The 15,654-nt window shown below is 39.7% G+C and carries 13 protein-coding genes; 7 read left to right on the plus strand and 6 right to left on the minus strand.

Annotation, left to right across the window (positions count from 1 at the left end; all coding sequences use genetic code 11):
- The first annotated feature begins 413 nt into the window (after positions 1-413).
- The gene (locus ACN222_RS05505; RefSeq protein WP_044520814.1) at positions 414-797 is read left to right on the plus strand and encodes a beta-lactamase hydrolase domain-containing protein; all 384 of its coding nucleotides are present in this window, start codon (positions 414-416) and stop codon (positions 795-797) included.
- A gap of 186 nt (positions 798-983) precedes the next feature.
- Here the strand turns inward: ACN222_RS05505 and ACN222_RS05510 are convergent, their stop codons facing one another.
- Both ACN222_RS05510 and ACN222_RS05515 read right to left on the minus strand, forming a co-directional pair.
- Positions 984-2,192 (minus strand): chromate transporter, encoded by a 1,209-nt coding sequence (locus tag ACN222_RS05510; RefSeq protein WP_010995283.1) that lies wholly within the window; start codon positions 2,190-2,192, stop codon positions 984-986.
- Positions 2,193-2,571: 379 nt separating this feature from the next.
- Positions 2,572-2,805 carry a Nif11-like leader peptide family natural product precursor gene (locus ACN222_RS05515; protein WP_010995284.1) on the minus strand — a complete coding sequence of 78 codons (234 nt, stop codon included), beginning with the start codon at positions 2,803-2,805 and terminating at the stop codon, positions 2,572-2,574.
- A gap of 693 nt (positions 2,806-3,498) precedes the next feature.
- Between ACN222_RS05515 and ACN222_RS05520 the strand changes: the two genes are divergently transcribed.
- The 4 genes from ACN222_RS05520 to ACN222_RS05535 all read left to right on the plus strand — a co-directional run bounded on the left by ACN222_RS05520 (position 3,499) and on the right by ACN222_RS05535 (position 8,408).
- Complete coding sequence (locus ACN222_RS05520; RefSeq protein WP_010995285.1) at positions 3,499-5,694, plus strand: transglycosylase SLT domain-containing protein; 2,196 nt, start codon at positions 3,499-3,501, stop codon at positions 5,692-5,694.
- Between the two features lie 318 nt (positions 5,695-6,012).
- Entirely contained in the window at positions 6,013-7,395 is a 1,383-nt protein-coding gene (locus tag ACN222_RS05525; RefSeq protein WP_010995286.1) for an AAA family ATPase, read from the plus strand.
- 2 nt (positions 7,396-7,397) lie between these two features.
- Entirely contained in the window at positions 7,398-8,156 is a 759-nt protein-coding gene (locus ACN222_RS05530; protein WP_010995287.1) for a hypothetical protein, read from the plus strand.
- 45 nt (positions 8,157-8,201) lie between these two features.
- Positions 8,202-8,408, plus strand: coding sequence for a hypothetical protein (locus ACN222_RS05535; protein WP_010995288.1), 207 nt, complete (start codon positions 8,202-8,204; stop codon positions 8,406-8,408).
- Here ACN222_RS05535 and ACN222_RS05540 read toward each other — a convergent pair.
- Complete coding sequence (locus tag ACN222_RS05540) at positions 8,405-9,361, minus strand: glycosyltransferase family A protein (protein WP_010995289.1); 957 nt, start codon at positions 9,359-9,361, stop codon at positions 8,405-8,407. The genes ACN222_RS05535 and ACN222_RS05540 overlap by 4 nt on opposite strands.
- 178 nt (positions 9,362-9,539) lie before the next feature.
- Here ACN222_RS05540 and ACN222_RS05545 point away from each other — a divergent pair, with 178 nt between their 5' ends.
- Complete coding sequence (locus ACN222_RS05545) at positions 9,540-10,769, plus strand: glycosyltransferase family 4 protein (protein WP_010995290.1); 1,230 nt, start codon at positions 9,540-9,542, stop codon at positions 10,767-10,769.
- 3 nt (positions 10,770-10,772) lie between these two features.
- Here the strand turns inward: ACN222_RS05545 and ACN222_RS05550 are convergent, their stop codons facing one another.
- The 3 genes from ACN222_RS05550 to ACN222_RS05560 all read right to left on the minus strand — a co-directional run bounded on the left by ACN222_RS05550 (position 10,773) and on the right by ACN222_RS05560 (position 14,362).
- On the minus strand, positions 10,773-12,980 hold the full coding sequence (locus ACN222_RS05550) for a CHASE2 domain-containing protein (RefSeq protein WP_010995291.1): 2,208 nt from the start codon (positions 12,978-12,980) through the stop codon (positions 10,773-10,775).
- Complete coding sequence (locus ACN222_RS05555; protein WP_010995292.1) at positions 12,977-13,744, minus strand: DUF928 domain-containing protein; 768 nt, start codon at positions 13,742-13,744, stop codon at positions 12,977-12,979. Before ACN222_RS05555 ends, ACN222_RS05550 begins: the two co-directional genes overlap by 4 nt.
- 375 nt (positions 13,745-14,119) lie before the next feature.
- Positions 14,120-14,362 carry a hypothetical protein gene (locus tag ACN222_RS05560; RefSeq protein WP_010995293.1) on the minus strand — a complete coding sequence of 81 codons (243 nt, stop codon included), beginning with the start codon at positions 14,360-14,362 and terminating at the stop codon, positions 14,120-14,122.
- Between the two features lie 223 nt (positions 14,363-14,585).
- Here ACN222_RS05560 and ACN222_RS05565 point away from each other — a divergent pair, with 223 nt between their 5' ends.
- On the plus strand, positions 14,586-15,599 hold the full coding sequence (locus ACN222_RS05565) for a HAMP domain-containing protein (protein ID WP_419756892.1): 1,014 nt from the start codon (positions 14,586-14,588) through the stop codon (positions 15,597-15,599).
- The last annotated feature ends 55 nt before the right edge of the window (positions 15,600-15,654 follow it).

Genomic DNA, 15,654 nt, shown 5'->3' on the forward strand with positions numbered 1-15,654 from the left:
GGCAATGCTAGTCCGCAATTAAATATACTAAGTAAATATTCTCGCCGTCTAATTCCAAAATCAGATAGGCTCCTCACAACTTCCTCAAATTTTTTTTATAAATTGTCAGTGTAGGCAAGCCAGTCTTTGTGTAACAACTAATCAGCGAAGTTGGGAATTCCGCCATCATACCACTATAATTTGGCATTTTTAAATCAATTTTTAGCTGCATCTTAAATATTTTTAATCTGGCGAAAATTTTATACAATTACCAAATTTGTTAAACAGTAGAAAGTTACTGAAAACTTGAAGTAATACTTTTTATCCAGAAGCATTCTTAATCTATATTGGTCACATGAGCAATCTTCAAAATCAAGCAAAATGTTATGTATTACAAAATTTACAGATAACTCACTATCAAGGAGGTGATGATAATGGATACCGTTAGAAAGATTAATAACGAGTTAGCGATCGCCGGACAAATTACACCCATTCAGTTCCAAAAAATCACTGAAGATGGTTACAAATCAGTGCTAAATTTGCGATCGCCTGATGAGAAAGGATTACTCGATAATGAACAAGATAAGCTTGAGTTTTTAGGACTACGCTATATTAATTTTCCTATGAAATTTGAAGAGATTAATAATCTAACCACACTACAAATATTACAAACAATTAATGAACTGCCAAAACCTCTTCTAATTCATTGTGATAATTCTATTCGTTCCTCAGTTTTAGCACTTTTATATGTAGCTACCAAACAAGGTATCACATTTGAAAAAGCTTTAGAATTAAGCAGTAATTTAGGTTTGATATAGGAATCCGATTTGATTATTGAAAATATCTAAGTATTTGTAGTTCAAAACCGAACTTGTGTCCCGCTACGCTAACGCCCCTAGTGGCTGTATTTAATTGCGAATTGCGTAAAGCCTGCGGCATAGCTGCGCTTAGAGCGTAGTGGGACGTTACCATTGCGAATTGGGAATTGGATTTAAACGTAAGTCCTAAAATATATGTGAGGCAAATCCGATCGCTCCTCCTGCCAGCACTAACCAGGCAGAATTGATTTTAAATCGGAATACAGCGATCGCACTCACAATTGCCAAAATAATGGTTAACCAATCCACTAGTGCGGTTTGTCCCAAGGTGTAAGTTACACCTGCCATTAATCCCAGGGAGGCTGCGTTCACGCCATCGAGAAACCCACTAGCCCAAGGAGATTGACGCAACTTAGTCACCCAAGGGTTAACTATCCACACCAGTATAAAAGCTGGTAAGAATATACCGATAGTACCAGCGATCGCTCCGGCATTTCCTGCCAACAAGTATCCAATAAATGTGGCAGTAGTAAACACAGGCCCCGGTGTAAACTGTCCAATGGCTATCGCATCTAGAAGCTGCTGTGATGTCAGCCATTGGTTGCGTTCAACTAAATCCCGTTGTAGAAACGCCAGCAACACATAACCACTACCGTAAAGAATACAGCCAATCTTCAGAAAGAAGAGAAACACACTTACCCAAGTGACTGATGTGACGACTGCTGTTGTTGTCCCAACTTGAGCGAGAATACCTGAGAATGGCAGTAAAAATGCTCCGGTGATACGCCCCCTATTTTGCCAATTCTTCAGCACCATAACGGCGATACCTAGCAAAATTAGCAGCAAAATTTCATTCAATCCGGCAAAGTAGGCGGCTACAGCTACCACTCCAGCGATGCGTGTCGGTAAGTCTTTAGCTGCTTTTTTACCCAGATTCCACACGGCTTGCAGCACGATCGCTATAATTACAGGTTTAATCCCATAGAGTAGCCATCCCACCTGTGGCACAGTTTGATAACGTGCATAAATGGCGGCTAATGTCCAAACGATGATCATGGCAGGGAGAATAAAGCAACTACCCGCTACCAATAAACCACGCCACCCGCCTTGTTCGTAGCCTATGTGTATAGCTAATTCCGTCGAGTTGGGGCCGGGAATCAAATTTGTGATTCCCAACAAATCCAGCAGTTTCTCGCGGCTCATCCAGCGACGGCGATTTACCACCTCACTATCCATCATGGCAATATGAGCAGCTGGGCCACCAAAGGCGATCGCCCCCAGTCGCAAAAATACCACCGCTAATTCTCTTAATCGCTGCTGTTGTTGTTTGGGAGTGAGAGCATGATAGGAAACCGCTTCCTGCTCTTGTTGAAAGTCCTCAGCTTCCTGTGTCACTGTAATTTTCCTGATTAATCAAGTTGATGGTTAATATTATCAACCCAGATCAATCCCAGCTAAAGCAATTTTTAGAAGGCCTTTCTTAAATATATAGGACTTACGTAACTGGCATATTATTTTAAGTTTGTAGTAAGGACTTTAGTCCTCAAAATAAGGGCTTTAGCCCTTACTACAAGCAAAAAATAAGATTTTTGTGACAATTGCGTAAGTCCTGATATAGTGCCGATTTCCCAGGCATAGGTTGGATTTAGCACACCGCAAAAATATTGGGTTTTGGCTTTCCTTTCGGAAGGAAATATCTGCACATTACTGGCTATCCAACCTACAATTTTCTGCATGATTTTAGCTTTGCCATTTAATAGGTTCAGCTAAACATTTATCTAGGATGAATATGCCGTCTAGGCCCCCAGCCTGGATTGACAATAGTTGCTAACTCTTCTTCACTCAATTTACTAATTTCGTTCTCTAGTTCTTCAACCGTGAAGTCATAACCTTCTTCTTGAGCAATCTTGATAAAAGCTTCCGGGTTATTTGTTGCTTGGAGTCTTTCTCTTAACGCTTGATTTTCCTTAACAGCTTTTAACAGTTCGGCAGCATTTTGCTGTGTCATAGTATTTATCTCCTATCTTAAATATCAGATTTTAAGTTAGAGCCAATGCTATTGAAGGCTCAATCTATATAGGACTTACGTATGAAAACTAAAGATTAAGGGTTTGGAGAAGGATATAGGGGTTTAGGGGTATAAATGTTTGAAACCCTTACACCCCTAAACCCTTACACCCAGTCTCAACAGACAACCTGTGTGCGTAAGTCCTACTATAATTTAGATAGTTGCACTATTTTTAATTATTCGTCTTGTACCGATAGAAATAAAAATGATGAATAATACCGAGAAAAATATTGTTTTTGAGCTTTTATTATTCGCAGATACGGAAATCTAAATCAAGAATGTAATGGCTAGATAATACTTTTAATATAATCCCGATACCATATCTAATACAGGTTTTAAGTATAATCTGGTATGATTTTGTTGAAAATACCAATGTATGCAGGATTAAAATAATAAGTATTTATACATTGTGTTAATGTATTTAAAGATTATTTGTTTTTAAAGCTCCATTATTTATGGGGATAGATGAAACATAATTAAACTGGTAATAGAGGCACAATATTATCAAAAATAATATCTATATTTTGTATGATTTTTCCTAAAATCAGAAATTTCCAATGAAAAGGTGATTACACTCTCGGCAACTAATGCTAGAGTTTCAGGAAATTCATCGGCACTGTTCAGCGAGTATCCATGCTGAAAAAACTACAAAAAAAGCAAATTTCTATAATCGCTGGTGCGGCACTGTTTGCCTTTTCAGCTGGGGCGATGGTGTCAGCACCTGAGATTGGTAAATTCTTGGGGCAATGGCTCAATGTGACTCAAAGTCAACCCCAAGATTTATCCGAAGCAAGTAGGGCGAAATCAGATGTATTTCCACTGATATCACAATCGCCGACGGAACGAGCAGCCAAACTAGCAGAACTCTCGCAAAACTCCCGATCGCCAGATCGAGAAAGAGCGCGTTATCTGTTGGCGAGTGATTATATTGACACCAAACAAGGCCAAAAAGCCCTGGAATTACTCACGGGTTTAGAGAAAAGCTATCCTGTTCTGGCACCCTACATCTTACTAAAACAAGCACAAGCACAGGATTTATTAGGGGAAGATGGCAAAGCTTCTGACTTGAGGCGACAAGTATTAAAACAGTATCCCAAGGAAGCGGCGGCGGTAAAAGCTATATATCTGATTGCTCAACCAAAGCTACAAGATACAGCGATCGCGCAATTTCCTTCCCATCCCCTCACCTGGGAGATAATCAGGAAGCGCTTGTCAGAAAATCCCAATCAGCCACAGTTACGGTTAATCTTGGCTCAATATGCTTATACCCAGCCAGGGATAGTAGGGGTGTTAGACGAGCTAGGAAAACAGACAAATCTCAAACCCCAAGATTGGGAAGTGATTGGTACAGCCTACTGGGAGAACAATCAATTTCTCAAAGCGGCGAACGCTTACGCCAAAGCACCCAAAACAGCCCGTAACCTCTACCGGACTGCACGGGGATGGCAAGTAGGCGGGAAAAATAGAGAACAAGCAATCTCTACTTATAAGCAACTAGTACAGCAGTTTCCTGATGCACGGGAAACAGGACTTGGCTTGGTACGGTTGGCAGAAATGGCAAAAAGCAACAAAGATGCCCTACCCTATCTCAACCAAGTAATTGCTAAATTCCCTGAACAAGCAAGCCAGGCGTTGGTAAAAAAAGCCGAAATCCTCACAGCCCTTAAGGATGAAAAAGCAGCCCAACAAACTTGGCAACAACTCATTACCAAATATGCCAAATCTAATGAAGCCGCCGAATATCGGTGGAAAATCGCTCTAGAGAAAGCCAAAGCCAGAGATTACACCAGCGCTTGGAAGTGGGCGCAACCAATTGTTGTCAACAACCCTAACAGTATTTTGGCTCCCAGGGCTGGTTTTTGGTTAGGTAGATGGGCAGCAACACTAGGAAAACAGCAGGAAGCTCAAACTGCTTACGAGTACGTGATTAGCCAGTTTCCTTACTCTTATTATGCCTGGCGATCGGCAAATCTATTGGGGTTGAATGTCGGCAACTTTGATAACGTCCGTCAACTCACCCCAGAAGTAGTTCCTTATCAGCGCCCCATCCCTCCCACAGGTTCCCCAGCCTTCCAAGAATTGTATTTACTGGGTCAAGATCGTGATGCGTGGTTGCAATGGGAGACAGAATATCTTAATAAACAAGAACCCACAGTAGCAGAACAATTCACCGAAGGCTTGATGCGGTTAGCGAGGGGTGAATATCTGTCAGGAATTAACCTGATTTCCAAATTAGAAGACAGGGAAACACCAGAAGAACAAGCCGAATATCAGGCCTTAAGTAAACAGATTACCTACTGGCAAGCCCGTTACCCGTTTCCCTACTTGAAAGAAATTGAAAAATGGTCATCTGAGCGAGAACTTAATCCCTTGCTAGTTACCGCCTTAATGCGCCAAGAATCGCGGTTTGAAGCGAAAATCAAATCCGTTGTCGGCGCGACTGGCTTAATGCAGGTAATGCCCGATACAGCTAAGTGGATAGCATCAAAAATTCCCTTAGATATCAAGACCATTAATTTAGAGAATCCCAATGACAACGTGATGCTAGGGACATGGTATTTAGATTATACCCATGAGAGGTATGGCAATAATTCCATGTTAGCGATCGCTAGTTACAATGCTGGCCCAGGTAGCGTCGCCCGATGGTTGAAAACTCTACCCAATCAAGACCCAGATGAGTTTGTCGAAGCCATCCCCTTTAATGAAACCAGAGATTATGTCCGTCAGGTATTTGGTAACTATTGGAATTATCTGCGACTATATAATCCTGAAATTGCCAGCATCGTAGCTAAATATTCCGCCGAACAGCCGAAATTGCCGGAAAATTAGGGAATTGGGGGTTAGGAATTTTATAGCAGTTGACTGTTGCCTGTTAATAGTTGACGGTTGACAGTTAACCGTCAACAAACCATATAAATGATATCCATTTATATGTATAAATTAGTACTTATTGCCCTTGCCTTAGCGCAAAGTAATTTAATTAACTTTTAACTACATTTAATAATAAGTATAAATACTAAATAAACTAAAATATATATACATACTATTAGGTAATTCTTATGCCATAAATACTTTAGGCTATGAGATAATTAAACGCAGAAAAAATTTGACCAAAAATCTAAATTTTATTTTTAGGGGTAAACAGTTGTGGGGTTTAATCCTGAGCTTTGCCGTAACGAAAGCGAAGTTGAAAGCAAACTGATTGTGCAATATTTATTACCGCAGCTAGGATATACTCCAGACACTTGGCATCAAGAAATTGCAGTTGGTAGCATTCGATTAGATTTTTTAGCCTTTGCTGCACAAGTCCTTCCCTTTGTTTTAGATGCTAACTCGCCATTGAGTGTGGTGATGGAAGCAAAGCATCCTAAGCAAAATTTAAATAATCATGTTCCCAGACTCAGGCACTATTTAACCAGTCTGAATGTTAGGTATGGTTTATTAACTAATGGTAAGGAGATAAGAATTTATGAAAAGGTTAAAAATGATGTTCAGCTAGTTTTCCAGTGTTCTGGGAAGGAGGTTGAGATAAAGTTAGAGGAAATTCAAGATTTAATCGGTCGAGAAAGTCTAAAAGAAAGACAGTTAATCGATCAATCAAAAATTAATCAAGTCGAAGTCAAAGAAAAAAAATTACAGAATCAGGGTCAACATAGTATGAAAACAATTGCCATTTATCATAATAAAGGTGGTGTTGGTAAAACCACTGTTGCTGTCAACCTTGCGGCAGCATTAAGTAAGAAAGGGAAAAAAGTACTTTTGATTGATATAGATTCTCAGGCAAATACTACTTTTGCAACAGGACTAATTAAATTTCAATTTGATGAAGAAGACGATTTACGTAATCAGAATGTATCAGATTTACTAGAATCAGCCGACTTTAATTTTATATCAGATGTTAAACGTCAATCTCACTATTTTAATAATCCAGAAATAGATGTTGTTCCTTCTCACATTAACTTAATTGATAAGCAAGATAAACTAAATCAAATAGCAGTTAGTAGACCTCGGTTAATTTCTAAACTCAAAATCGTAGAAAATGATTATGACATCATAATTATTGATACTCCCCCGTCAAGAGACTATTATGCTCAAGTTGCACTGATTGCTTCTGATTATTTGATCATTCCTTCAGATTTAAAACCATTTGCCAATCAGGGCTTGCCAACAGTGAAAAATTTTGTTAATGAGATTAATGAATATAGAGTAATGATGGGAAAATCAGCACTCCAAGTAATAGGAGTTCTTGCTTCTAAGATTTCAACTAATGCTAAATTTTTGCAGTACACTTTTCCAAAACAAAGGGATGTAATATCTGAGCGATATGGCTTACCTTTGATGGAAGCGGTTATTTATGATAGAACTTCTCTATCAGAATGTATGAATAATTCTATGACTATTGGAGAGTTAGAATATCCAGATCCTAAATCAATTATTAAGTATGCAGAAACAAAAGCCAATGCCCAACAATCTGCTATGGAATTTGAGGTATTAGCTAAAGAAGTGTTAAACAAAATAGGAGTTAATTAAATATGAAGTTTTATACTGTTGATGTAAAAAATATTTCTTCTGACGTACCTGCTTCCAATTTTGTAAATGATGAGTTGAATAGCCTAGCTGATAATATTATTGTAAGCGGGGGACTTATTAAACCATTAATTTTAAAAATGTCAGGTTTAGAAGCTTATACCGTAGTAGACGGACATTTTGAATATTATGCTGCTGTGAGAGCTAGAGAAAAAAATCCTCGCCAATGTGAAATGGTCAATGCTTTTGTTATTGCACCCAATAATGAAGATAATATATCTAAGCAAGTAGCAGCTTTTAAAGAATTAAACTTTTCAGATAAAAATCATTTAACAATAGAGCATAAAAAAGAAGTAAACAATTTAGAATCAAGTATAGTAAATCAAAAACTAGATTTATTTACAAAACAAATTGATGATTTAAGATCAGAACTAGTACAAGAAAGACTAGAAAGACAGAAATTATATGAAGCTATAAAGGTAATTGAGAATCAAATACCTAAACAGATCACACCATTGGAAGCATTTAATAATCTTAATTTATTGGAACTTACATTTAGGTTAAGAACATCTGGGTTTACTGATAAAAAAGCTGCTCAAGTTGTTGAGAGTCTTGATAAAGAACGTAAAAAGAGAAAATTTGAATCCTTGAAAGATGTAACAGAACGAGTAACCATTGCAAATGGTAAAAAACGAGTGAAGGGGATAAGCGGCGATAAAATGGTAGATATTGTTGATACTTGGTCACGTATCTTATTCACTTAACTTTTATCTATATCTGGGTTTTAATGATAATTTAGGGCTAGTAATATGGATAATCTAGAATCCAAAATTATTGAAATTCTAAAGCATGGCACTCCATTAAGAGCAGTAAATATCGCTCAGATGCTAGGAGTAGAAAGACGAGAAGTAAGCATAGCCAATACCGCTTATCAAAAAGGACAGTTAAGCTTTTGGAAGGCTAATCGTTTAACGATCGCACTAGTATCTGTTGCCTTAAATCTTGATACATTCTAGTTTGATTGCCTCAACTTCATCAACTTTAATTTTACCGCCCTACCCCAGACTTTAGGTATAGCGTATATTTGCCAGAGGATCAGATTCCACAAATACCCATATTGCGGATAACATTTAAGCAACAATAAGTCTGCTATTACGTGTAATCTAGTTTCTTTTAAGGAATTATCTCTAACAATATATCTAATTTGTTCTGGTTTTGGTGTAGCGTGACCAATTATGACTTCTTTTTCATAGAATTTTGCTTGCACAAATAAACCCAGCATTCTATCCAAATTCCATAAAGGAATCCAAGTTAAAGCACCAAAAATATTCATTGCGGTTGATAATTCGTAGAGTGCAGCTTTCACTCGCTCTGTTTTCCAAATTCTGTTATTAAAGTTTTCAAAATGAATCCCGCTTTGGTCTTTTCTTTGATGCCAGGGGAAGATTATATGTCTAATATCTACCGATTTATCTAAGGGAGCGATGGGAACTTCTAATAGACCTTTGTAGTTCCCTTTTTGGAAGGGAAAAGGATTTTCCGGTGTTTTCTTACATATTTCTAGTTGTTCAACATCAGGATTTGGCTCCCAATCTTTTTGAATTCGTACTTCATCGGTATATTGAATATTTTCAATCTTTAATCTTAAAACCCAACTTTCAGGAAAGAGCCGGAAATATTTAAATGTTAAATCTAAAATATCAGGATGAACATAATCATCATCATCTAATGCGAGAACATACTCACTTTCAACGTTGAGTAAACCTGTAAATCTTTGAATCACTTCACCTTTATAGGGACTTCTGAGATTCTTTATCCTAGAATCATCTATATTTCTAATAGTTCCTTCCGGTGGATAAACTAAAATAAATTGGACATTTCCTTGAATTTTTAATAATTGCTCTAACCAATAATCTGTAAAATTGCCGCGTGTTGGAGTAACAATTGTTAAAAGAGGGTTGCTATTCATATATGGATTTCTTGAAAGCTTGACTACAAATACTAATTACTGGAAAGGTTTAAAAAATTATTTTCTGCTAAGAATAATAGACTAAATGAGTAATTTATTTTCAGAAATATCAACTTTTACAAGATACATCATACAGGTAATAAAATGTATTTATTAAATAAAGGAGTATAACAATTATATGCGAATCCTGATGCTCTCTTCTACCTTTCCTTATCCGCCTAGTCGTGGTGGTACGGAAATTAGAACTTTTAATTTACTTAAATACCTCCAGCAAAATCATGATGTGACTTTAGTGACGCAGTATAACAAAAGCGTGACAGATGCTGAAGTGGCAGAACTACGTAAATATGTCAGTGAACTGCTGATTTTTCCCTTACCACCGGAACCCCAGTCGAAAAATGCCGTTGCTAAATTGTTAGGGAAAACTGGACGTTTTCTAGAGTCAGTGGGGAAGGCGACACCACCCAATGTTCTTTATCGCTATTCGCCAGAAATTCAAGCTTTAGTTGATAGTTGCGTTCAAGCTAAAAAATATGATGTGATTACTTGTGAACATAGTGTGAATGAAATTTATATCCGCCCAGAATTTCGTCATAGTGTAACTACCGTTGTAGACGTTCACAGTTCAGTTTATGGCTGGATTCGTGACCATTTAGAAATGGGTGCAGCACAGAATGTAATACGCGATCGCCTATATCTTTCTCTGGTGCTGAAGCGTTACGAACAGCGATACTGTAGTAAATTTTCTCAGATTGTGGTGACAACCCAAGACGATCGCCAGGAATTTCTCAAACTCCGCCCCGATATTGATATTAAAGTCATTCCCAACGGTGTAGATTTAGAATTGTTTCCCAATCGTTGCCAAGACCCAGCCGGACATAGTTTAATCTTTGTGGGGGCAATGGACGCTTCTCATAACATTGATGCAGCACGTTTTTTTGCTGTCGAAGTTTTACCACAACTACAACAGCGTTATCCTGACGCGACATTTAGTATTGTCGGCGCTAGACCAACGCCAGAAATTGAAAATCTCAAGAATATTCCAGGGGTAATAGTTACCGGTCGTGTGGCTTCGATGGTAGATTATCTGCATCAATCTACCGTGTGTGTAGTGCCGTTACGTACAGGCTTTGGCATTAAAAATAAAACTTTAGAAGCAATGGCGGCTGGTGTGCCTGTAGTAGCTAGCGATCGCGGTTTAGAGGGGTTAGCCGTTGATGGTGATAATACAGCTTTAGCAGCATTGCGAGCCAATAAGCCAGCAGAATATGTTGACGCTATTAGTCAATTATTTGAGAATACCCAACTGCGATCGCAATTATCCCACAATGGCAGAAAACTAGTAGAAGCTGAATTTACCTGGGAGATAGCTGGTATGCGTTATGAGCAAGTTTGTTTGAATAGGTAAGTGTTATTGATGCAGAGAATTAAGAGATGCGATCGCCTGGGGTGGAATATTCGTAAACCGGATGACAAACAAATCTGCATCAGATTGTTTCATCACCTTGGCATATATGTCTGCTGTTGCGAGTTCTGGTTTATGTAGTAACTTGAGCTTGAGATTAGCTAATTTTTCTAAAGTATGGGGTGAGTGTAGCAAGGCTTTTTTTTCAGAAACGCTGACTAATTCACCCCGAAATACTTCACCAACTGCCTGTTTACCTTGCAACACTTGATATTCCACAGGTACAGGTGATTGCAATTTCACCATCAGATCATTATCTTCTGGTAAAGACAGGTTATATGCACCACCGATACCACTAATTTCATATATGGTGATTGGTTCCTTAATTCCCTTGGGTTCGATTTGCATTTGTCCAGCAATTTGCAAATCAGTATTAGCATCTTGGCGAGTATTTTCGGAAATTAAAATTTGTCCTCCTACAGTGTAAGTCTCAATGCGGGCAGCTAGATTTACGTGACTACCAATAACTGTATATTGGGCGCGTTTTTGTGAGCCAATATTGCCGGCGACAACTTCACCCGTGTTAATCCCAATGCCCATTTCTAGCTGGGGTAGGTTCATTTGGTGAGTTTTTGCATTCACCTGCTGCATCGCTCGTTGCATGGCGATCGCACAGGCGATCGCTCTTTGGGAGTCATCAGGGCGACAAATAGGCGCGCCGAACATGATGAAAATCCCATCGCCGATAAACTCATTAATTGTGCCTTTATATTGGTTAATCACATCTGTCATTACCCCCAAATACAGATTGAGAATCTGCACCACTTGTTCAGGGGATAATTGTTCAGACATGGCAGAAAAGCCGCGCAAGTCGGAAAATAACAGCGTTACCTTACGCCGTTCACCACCTAACTTTAAACCTGATGGAGTTTCTAGGATATTGGCGAGGACTTCATCAGTTAGGTAGCGTCCGAGGTTTTTTCGCATTTCCCCGGCGCTTTGGGCGATGTAGAGAGTAACAGCGATCGCTGATCCGCCAAATGCTAGCAAAGATGGGACAATGGGAATCCACCAACCAGCGACAAACGCCAACAAGCTACCAGCAATTACAACGCCACCAATCAGGGGAATACCCACAGCTAAAACAATCTTTTGATTTTTACTACTGCGTTGCTGCCAACATAAACTAGCCCCAATAATCGACCAAACTAAAATTAACAGCCATTCCCCAGTCTCAGGTAAAGTCTGAATTTGGGGGCGACTATCCAAAGCTGCACTCAAAATTTGGCTGACTAAATTAGCGTGAATTGTCACACCCGCCATTCGTTCTGGGGGCGTAAATAAATTACTGCTGTATGGTGTGTAGAATATATCTTTCAAACTCTCAGCCGTTGCCCCAATTAATACCACCTTTCCCCGCATCAAGTCTGCTGGAATCTGCTTCTGTTGCACTTGATTTAAGGTAACGGTGGTAAATTGCTGGATGCGTCCCCGGTAATTTAACAGGATTTGATAACTCCGTGCATCGGCGCGGACATAACCCCCATCATTAGCCTCAAAAATTGGGAATACCCCGTGATTTAACTGCAAATAATTAGGGTTACTAGCGGCTGGCTTTTCAGTAATCTTTTCCGGCTTTAAGTACAGCAATGCCAATTTTAGGGCAAAACTTTCGAGAACATCTTCCTCATTAACATTGACATACAGCAATCCCCGGCGAATCTTCCCATCCCCATCTAGTGGTAAATCATTGGAACCAATTTGGTTATTTTCCTTAAGTACTGGAGCCGCATTCACAGCCGAACTATCTCTAGTGTCAGAGAGTTTCTGCACCCCAATCAAGTTAGGCGTGGATGCAAACAATTTAACTAAAGTTTCATGCCCAGGATTAACAGGTAAATCACGGTAAATATCTAACCCGATCGCCCGTGGTTGTTGTTGTTTAATAGTATCTAATACGCTAGCCATTGCGGCATCAGACATCGGCCATTGTGTCTGTTTGCGGACATCCGCCTCATTAATCTCGACTATCACAATGCGGGTGTCTGGCGGTTCTGGTGGACGCAGCAAAAAAAACTGGTCTAATGCTGCTAACTCTAGTAACTGCAACAGACCTGTCAACCGTAGACCAATCACCAGAATTGTCATACTCGGAACCGCAAATACAACCCCGCGCCATTGCCAAAATAGGGGTTTCAGCTTTGCCCAGATCATATTTTTTTGGCAATTTCCGACTTGCAGCAATCGAGTAGAGGTTCAGAGGCGATCGCATTTAATTGAACTGACTGTAAAAATTGCCGCCAGTTTACGAAGTAAGTTGGATTCTTGGGTTCACGACGGCGTAACTGCACCAAACTAGCCAACGCTTCATGCCAAATTCCCGCCTCTGCATAGATAGAGGGTAACTTTCTTGCATCTGCCTTGGCTAACGCCCGTGATAAAGATGATTCTGGTTGAATCCGTTCTACCCAACCATCAACTGTAGGATTAGTACTAAAATCTGGCAGATCACAAACCAACGTTAAGTACCATCGGTAACTTTTACCTATTTCTAATGGGGGTGAATTTGGCGGTAGAGTATAGCTGATGATGCCAGTTTTATTAGGTAGTTTGAGCGTGGTTTCATAAAATATTTTTTTGTCAGCATCATTCAACAGCACCAAATCAGCCGTTTTCGCTGAAGATGATGGGATAGACCAAAACAAAGTTGGACGTTGGGCAAGTGTCAACCCTAATTTATTTCCAGGGATAAGGGGAGTGATGGACTTATTCCCGGTAATGCAGGAGGAACCACGGCTAGAACCGCCAGCACTAACAGGAGGGCCTTGCCGTTTTGGGGGTTTAAAAGCTTGACTAATTTGCCAACCCTTTTGGGTATGGGATGACTGCGCCTGTGTCTTCTGTATCGTTGCAGCAGAAAGCGGTAAGCAGTTCAAAGTCAGGAAAAAGGCGACAACAGATAAATGATTACATCTCATGATTTGTAGAAATGCTCTAGTGTGAGTTTGAAAAGATGCGGGACTTGTGCAAAGCGATACTTAGAGGATGCTTGAAAAGTCCCTGACAATGTATCAAATACTTTCAGATCCCCCTAAATCCCCCTTCAAAAGAGGGACTTTGATTGTTGTTCCCCTTAAAAAAGGGGGGTTAGGGGGATCAATAAGTGCTTAAAATCACAGCTAACTACTTTTAAAACAACCTCTTAGTAGAAAGGTAGACACTCACCTGGTTACATCAAGTGTTCCCAAAATTCAGCCCAGACTTGTATCAGTTCAAAATTTTAAATAATTCCGGCGGAAGTTACCTGTTTCGCTTCTTTTCGGGTGGATAACTCATGTTTGCTCATTTGTTTTTTAAAATTTTTGCTTAATATTCCTACCTTCTATATCTAAAGATATATGCCATAAGAAATAGGTAATAAAACTATTATTTTGTAGATATCTAAAAATTTTACTAGTAACTACTTCAGAGACTAAATAGCGGCTATGATTTCCTAAGCAGCCATCATGAACCACCCACACCAAAAGGGATGAAAAAGCTTTCTTTCCTTCTATTTTTAGCTTTCTGTCTTCTGCCTTGTTTAAGTCAGCCGTCATGTATTGCCTACAGAAAAATTAAAGAAAATATTTATTCTGTCTATTTTTGGTGTCTTTATGCTGCAATATTTCTCACCAATAAGTGTTAGAAATAGCATTTTTTATCTAGCATGGGACAGGGATTAAGAACTCCTGAGGATACAGCAAGATAATATTTCTACTCAAATTACTCTCAAATATTTGTGGGGGTAAAAATAAACGGTAATTTCTAAAGGGCTAGACTATGGCAACCGAACAGTTAACTAGAGAAAGCGATGAATTAGACTTAAAACAGCTATTAAAAACCTTAACTGCTGTCAAAAAAGGTGATTTCTCTGCTCGGATGCCCATAGACCAAACAGGTGTAGCTGGTAAGATAGCCGATACGCTCAACGATATTATTGACCAGAATGAGCGCATGGCAGCAGAGCTAAAGCGCATTAGTAATGTTGTGGGCAAAGAAGGCAAGATTACTGAACGGGCTTCTTTGGGAAATGTGCGTGGTTCTTGGTCAGATAGTGTTAATTCTGTCAATACTCTCATTACAGATTTAGTCCAGCCGACGGCAGAAACTACGCGGGTAATTCGGGCTGTAGCTAATGGGGATTTATCACAAACGATCGCCACAGAAATTGATGGTAGACCCCTAAAAGGTGAATTTCGCCAAACTGCCAATATAGTTAACACGATGGTGACGAGGCTGAGTTCCTTTGCGGGTGAGGTGACGCGGGTAGCCAGAGAGGTGGGAACTGAGGGGAAACTAGGGGTGCAAGCCGAAGTCCAAGGTGTGGCGGGGACTTGGAAAGACTTAACTGATAATGTCAACCTGATGGCGGGGAACCTCACCGGACAAGTGCGGAACATTGCGGAAGTGGCGACGGCGATCGCTAATGGTGACTTATCGAAGAAAATTACTGTGGATGTGAAGGGGGAAATTCTGGAGTTGAAAAACACCGTCAATACAATGGTGGATCAACTTAACTCCTTTGCATCAGAAGTTACACGGGTGGCGCGGGAAGTAGGGACGGAAGGGAAGTTAGGCGTACAAGCAGAAGTCAGAGGGGTGGCGGGTACTTGGAAAGACTTGACAGATAATGTGAATTTGATGGCGGGGAACCTGACAGCCCAGGTAAGAAATATTGCCGAGGTGACAACGGCTGTAGCTAATGGTGACTTGTCGAAGAAAATTACTGTCAATGTCAAGGGCGAAATTTTGGAGTTGAAAAACACCGTCAATATCATGGTGGAATCAACTTAATTCCTTTGCATCAGAAGTTACCAGGGTAGCGCGGGAGGTAGGCGCGGAAGGAAAA

Origin of the sequence: Anabaena sp. FACHB-595 (assembly GCF_048568275.1) — a bacterium.
Taxonomy (GTDB): domain Bacteria; phylum Cyanobacteriota; class Cyanobacteriia; order Cyanobacteriales; family Nostocaceae; genus Trichormus.

Coding starts and splice junctions, on each gene's coding strand:
- ACN222_RS05565 (WP_419756892.1), top strand. CDS start 14,586: ATGGCAACCGAACAGTTAACTAGAGAAAGCGATGAATTAGACTTAAAA.
- ACN222_RS05535 (WP_010995288.1), top strand. CDS start 8,202: ATGGATAATCTAGAATCCAAAATTATTGAAATTCTAAAGCATGGCACT.
- ACN222_RS05520 (WP_010995285.1), top strand. CDS start 3,499: ATGCTGAAAAAACTACAAAAAAAGCAAATTTCTATAATCGCTGGTGCG.
- ACN222_RS05530 (WP_010995287.1), top strand. CDS start 7,398: ATGAAGTTTTATACTGTTGATGTAAAAAATATTTCTTCTGACGTACCT.
- ACN222_RS05515 (WP_010995284.1), bottom strand. CDS start 2,805: ATGACACAGCAAAATGCTGCCGAACTGTTAAAAGCTGTTAAGGAAAAT.
- ACN222_RS05550 (WP_010995291.1), bottom strand. CDS start 12,980: ATGATCTGGGCAAAGCTGAAACCCCTATTTTGGCAATGGCGCGGGGTT.
- ACN222_RS05505 (WP_044520814.1), top strand. CDS start 414: ATGGATACCGTTAGAAAGATTAATAACGAGTTAGCGATCGCCGGACAA.
- ACN222_RS05545 (WP_010995290.1), top strand. CDS start 9,540: ATGCGAATCCTGATGCTCTCTTCTACCTTTCCTTATCCGCCTAGTCGT.
- ACN222_RS05540 (WP_010995289.1), bottom strand. CDS start 9,361: ATGAATAGCAACCCTCTTTTAACAATTGTTACTCCAACACGCGGCAAT.
- ACN222_RS05560 (WP_010995293.1), bottom strand. CDS start 14,362: ATGACGGCTGACTTAAACAAGGCAGAAGACAGAAAGCTAAAAATAGAA.
- ACN222_RS05555 (WP_010995292.1), bottom strand. CDS start 13,744: ATGAGATGTAATCATTTATCTGTTGTCGCCTTTTTCCTGACTTTGAAC.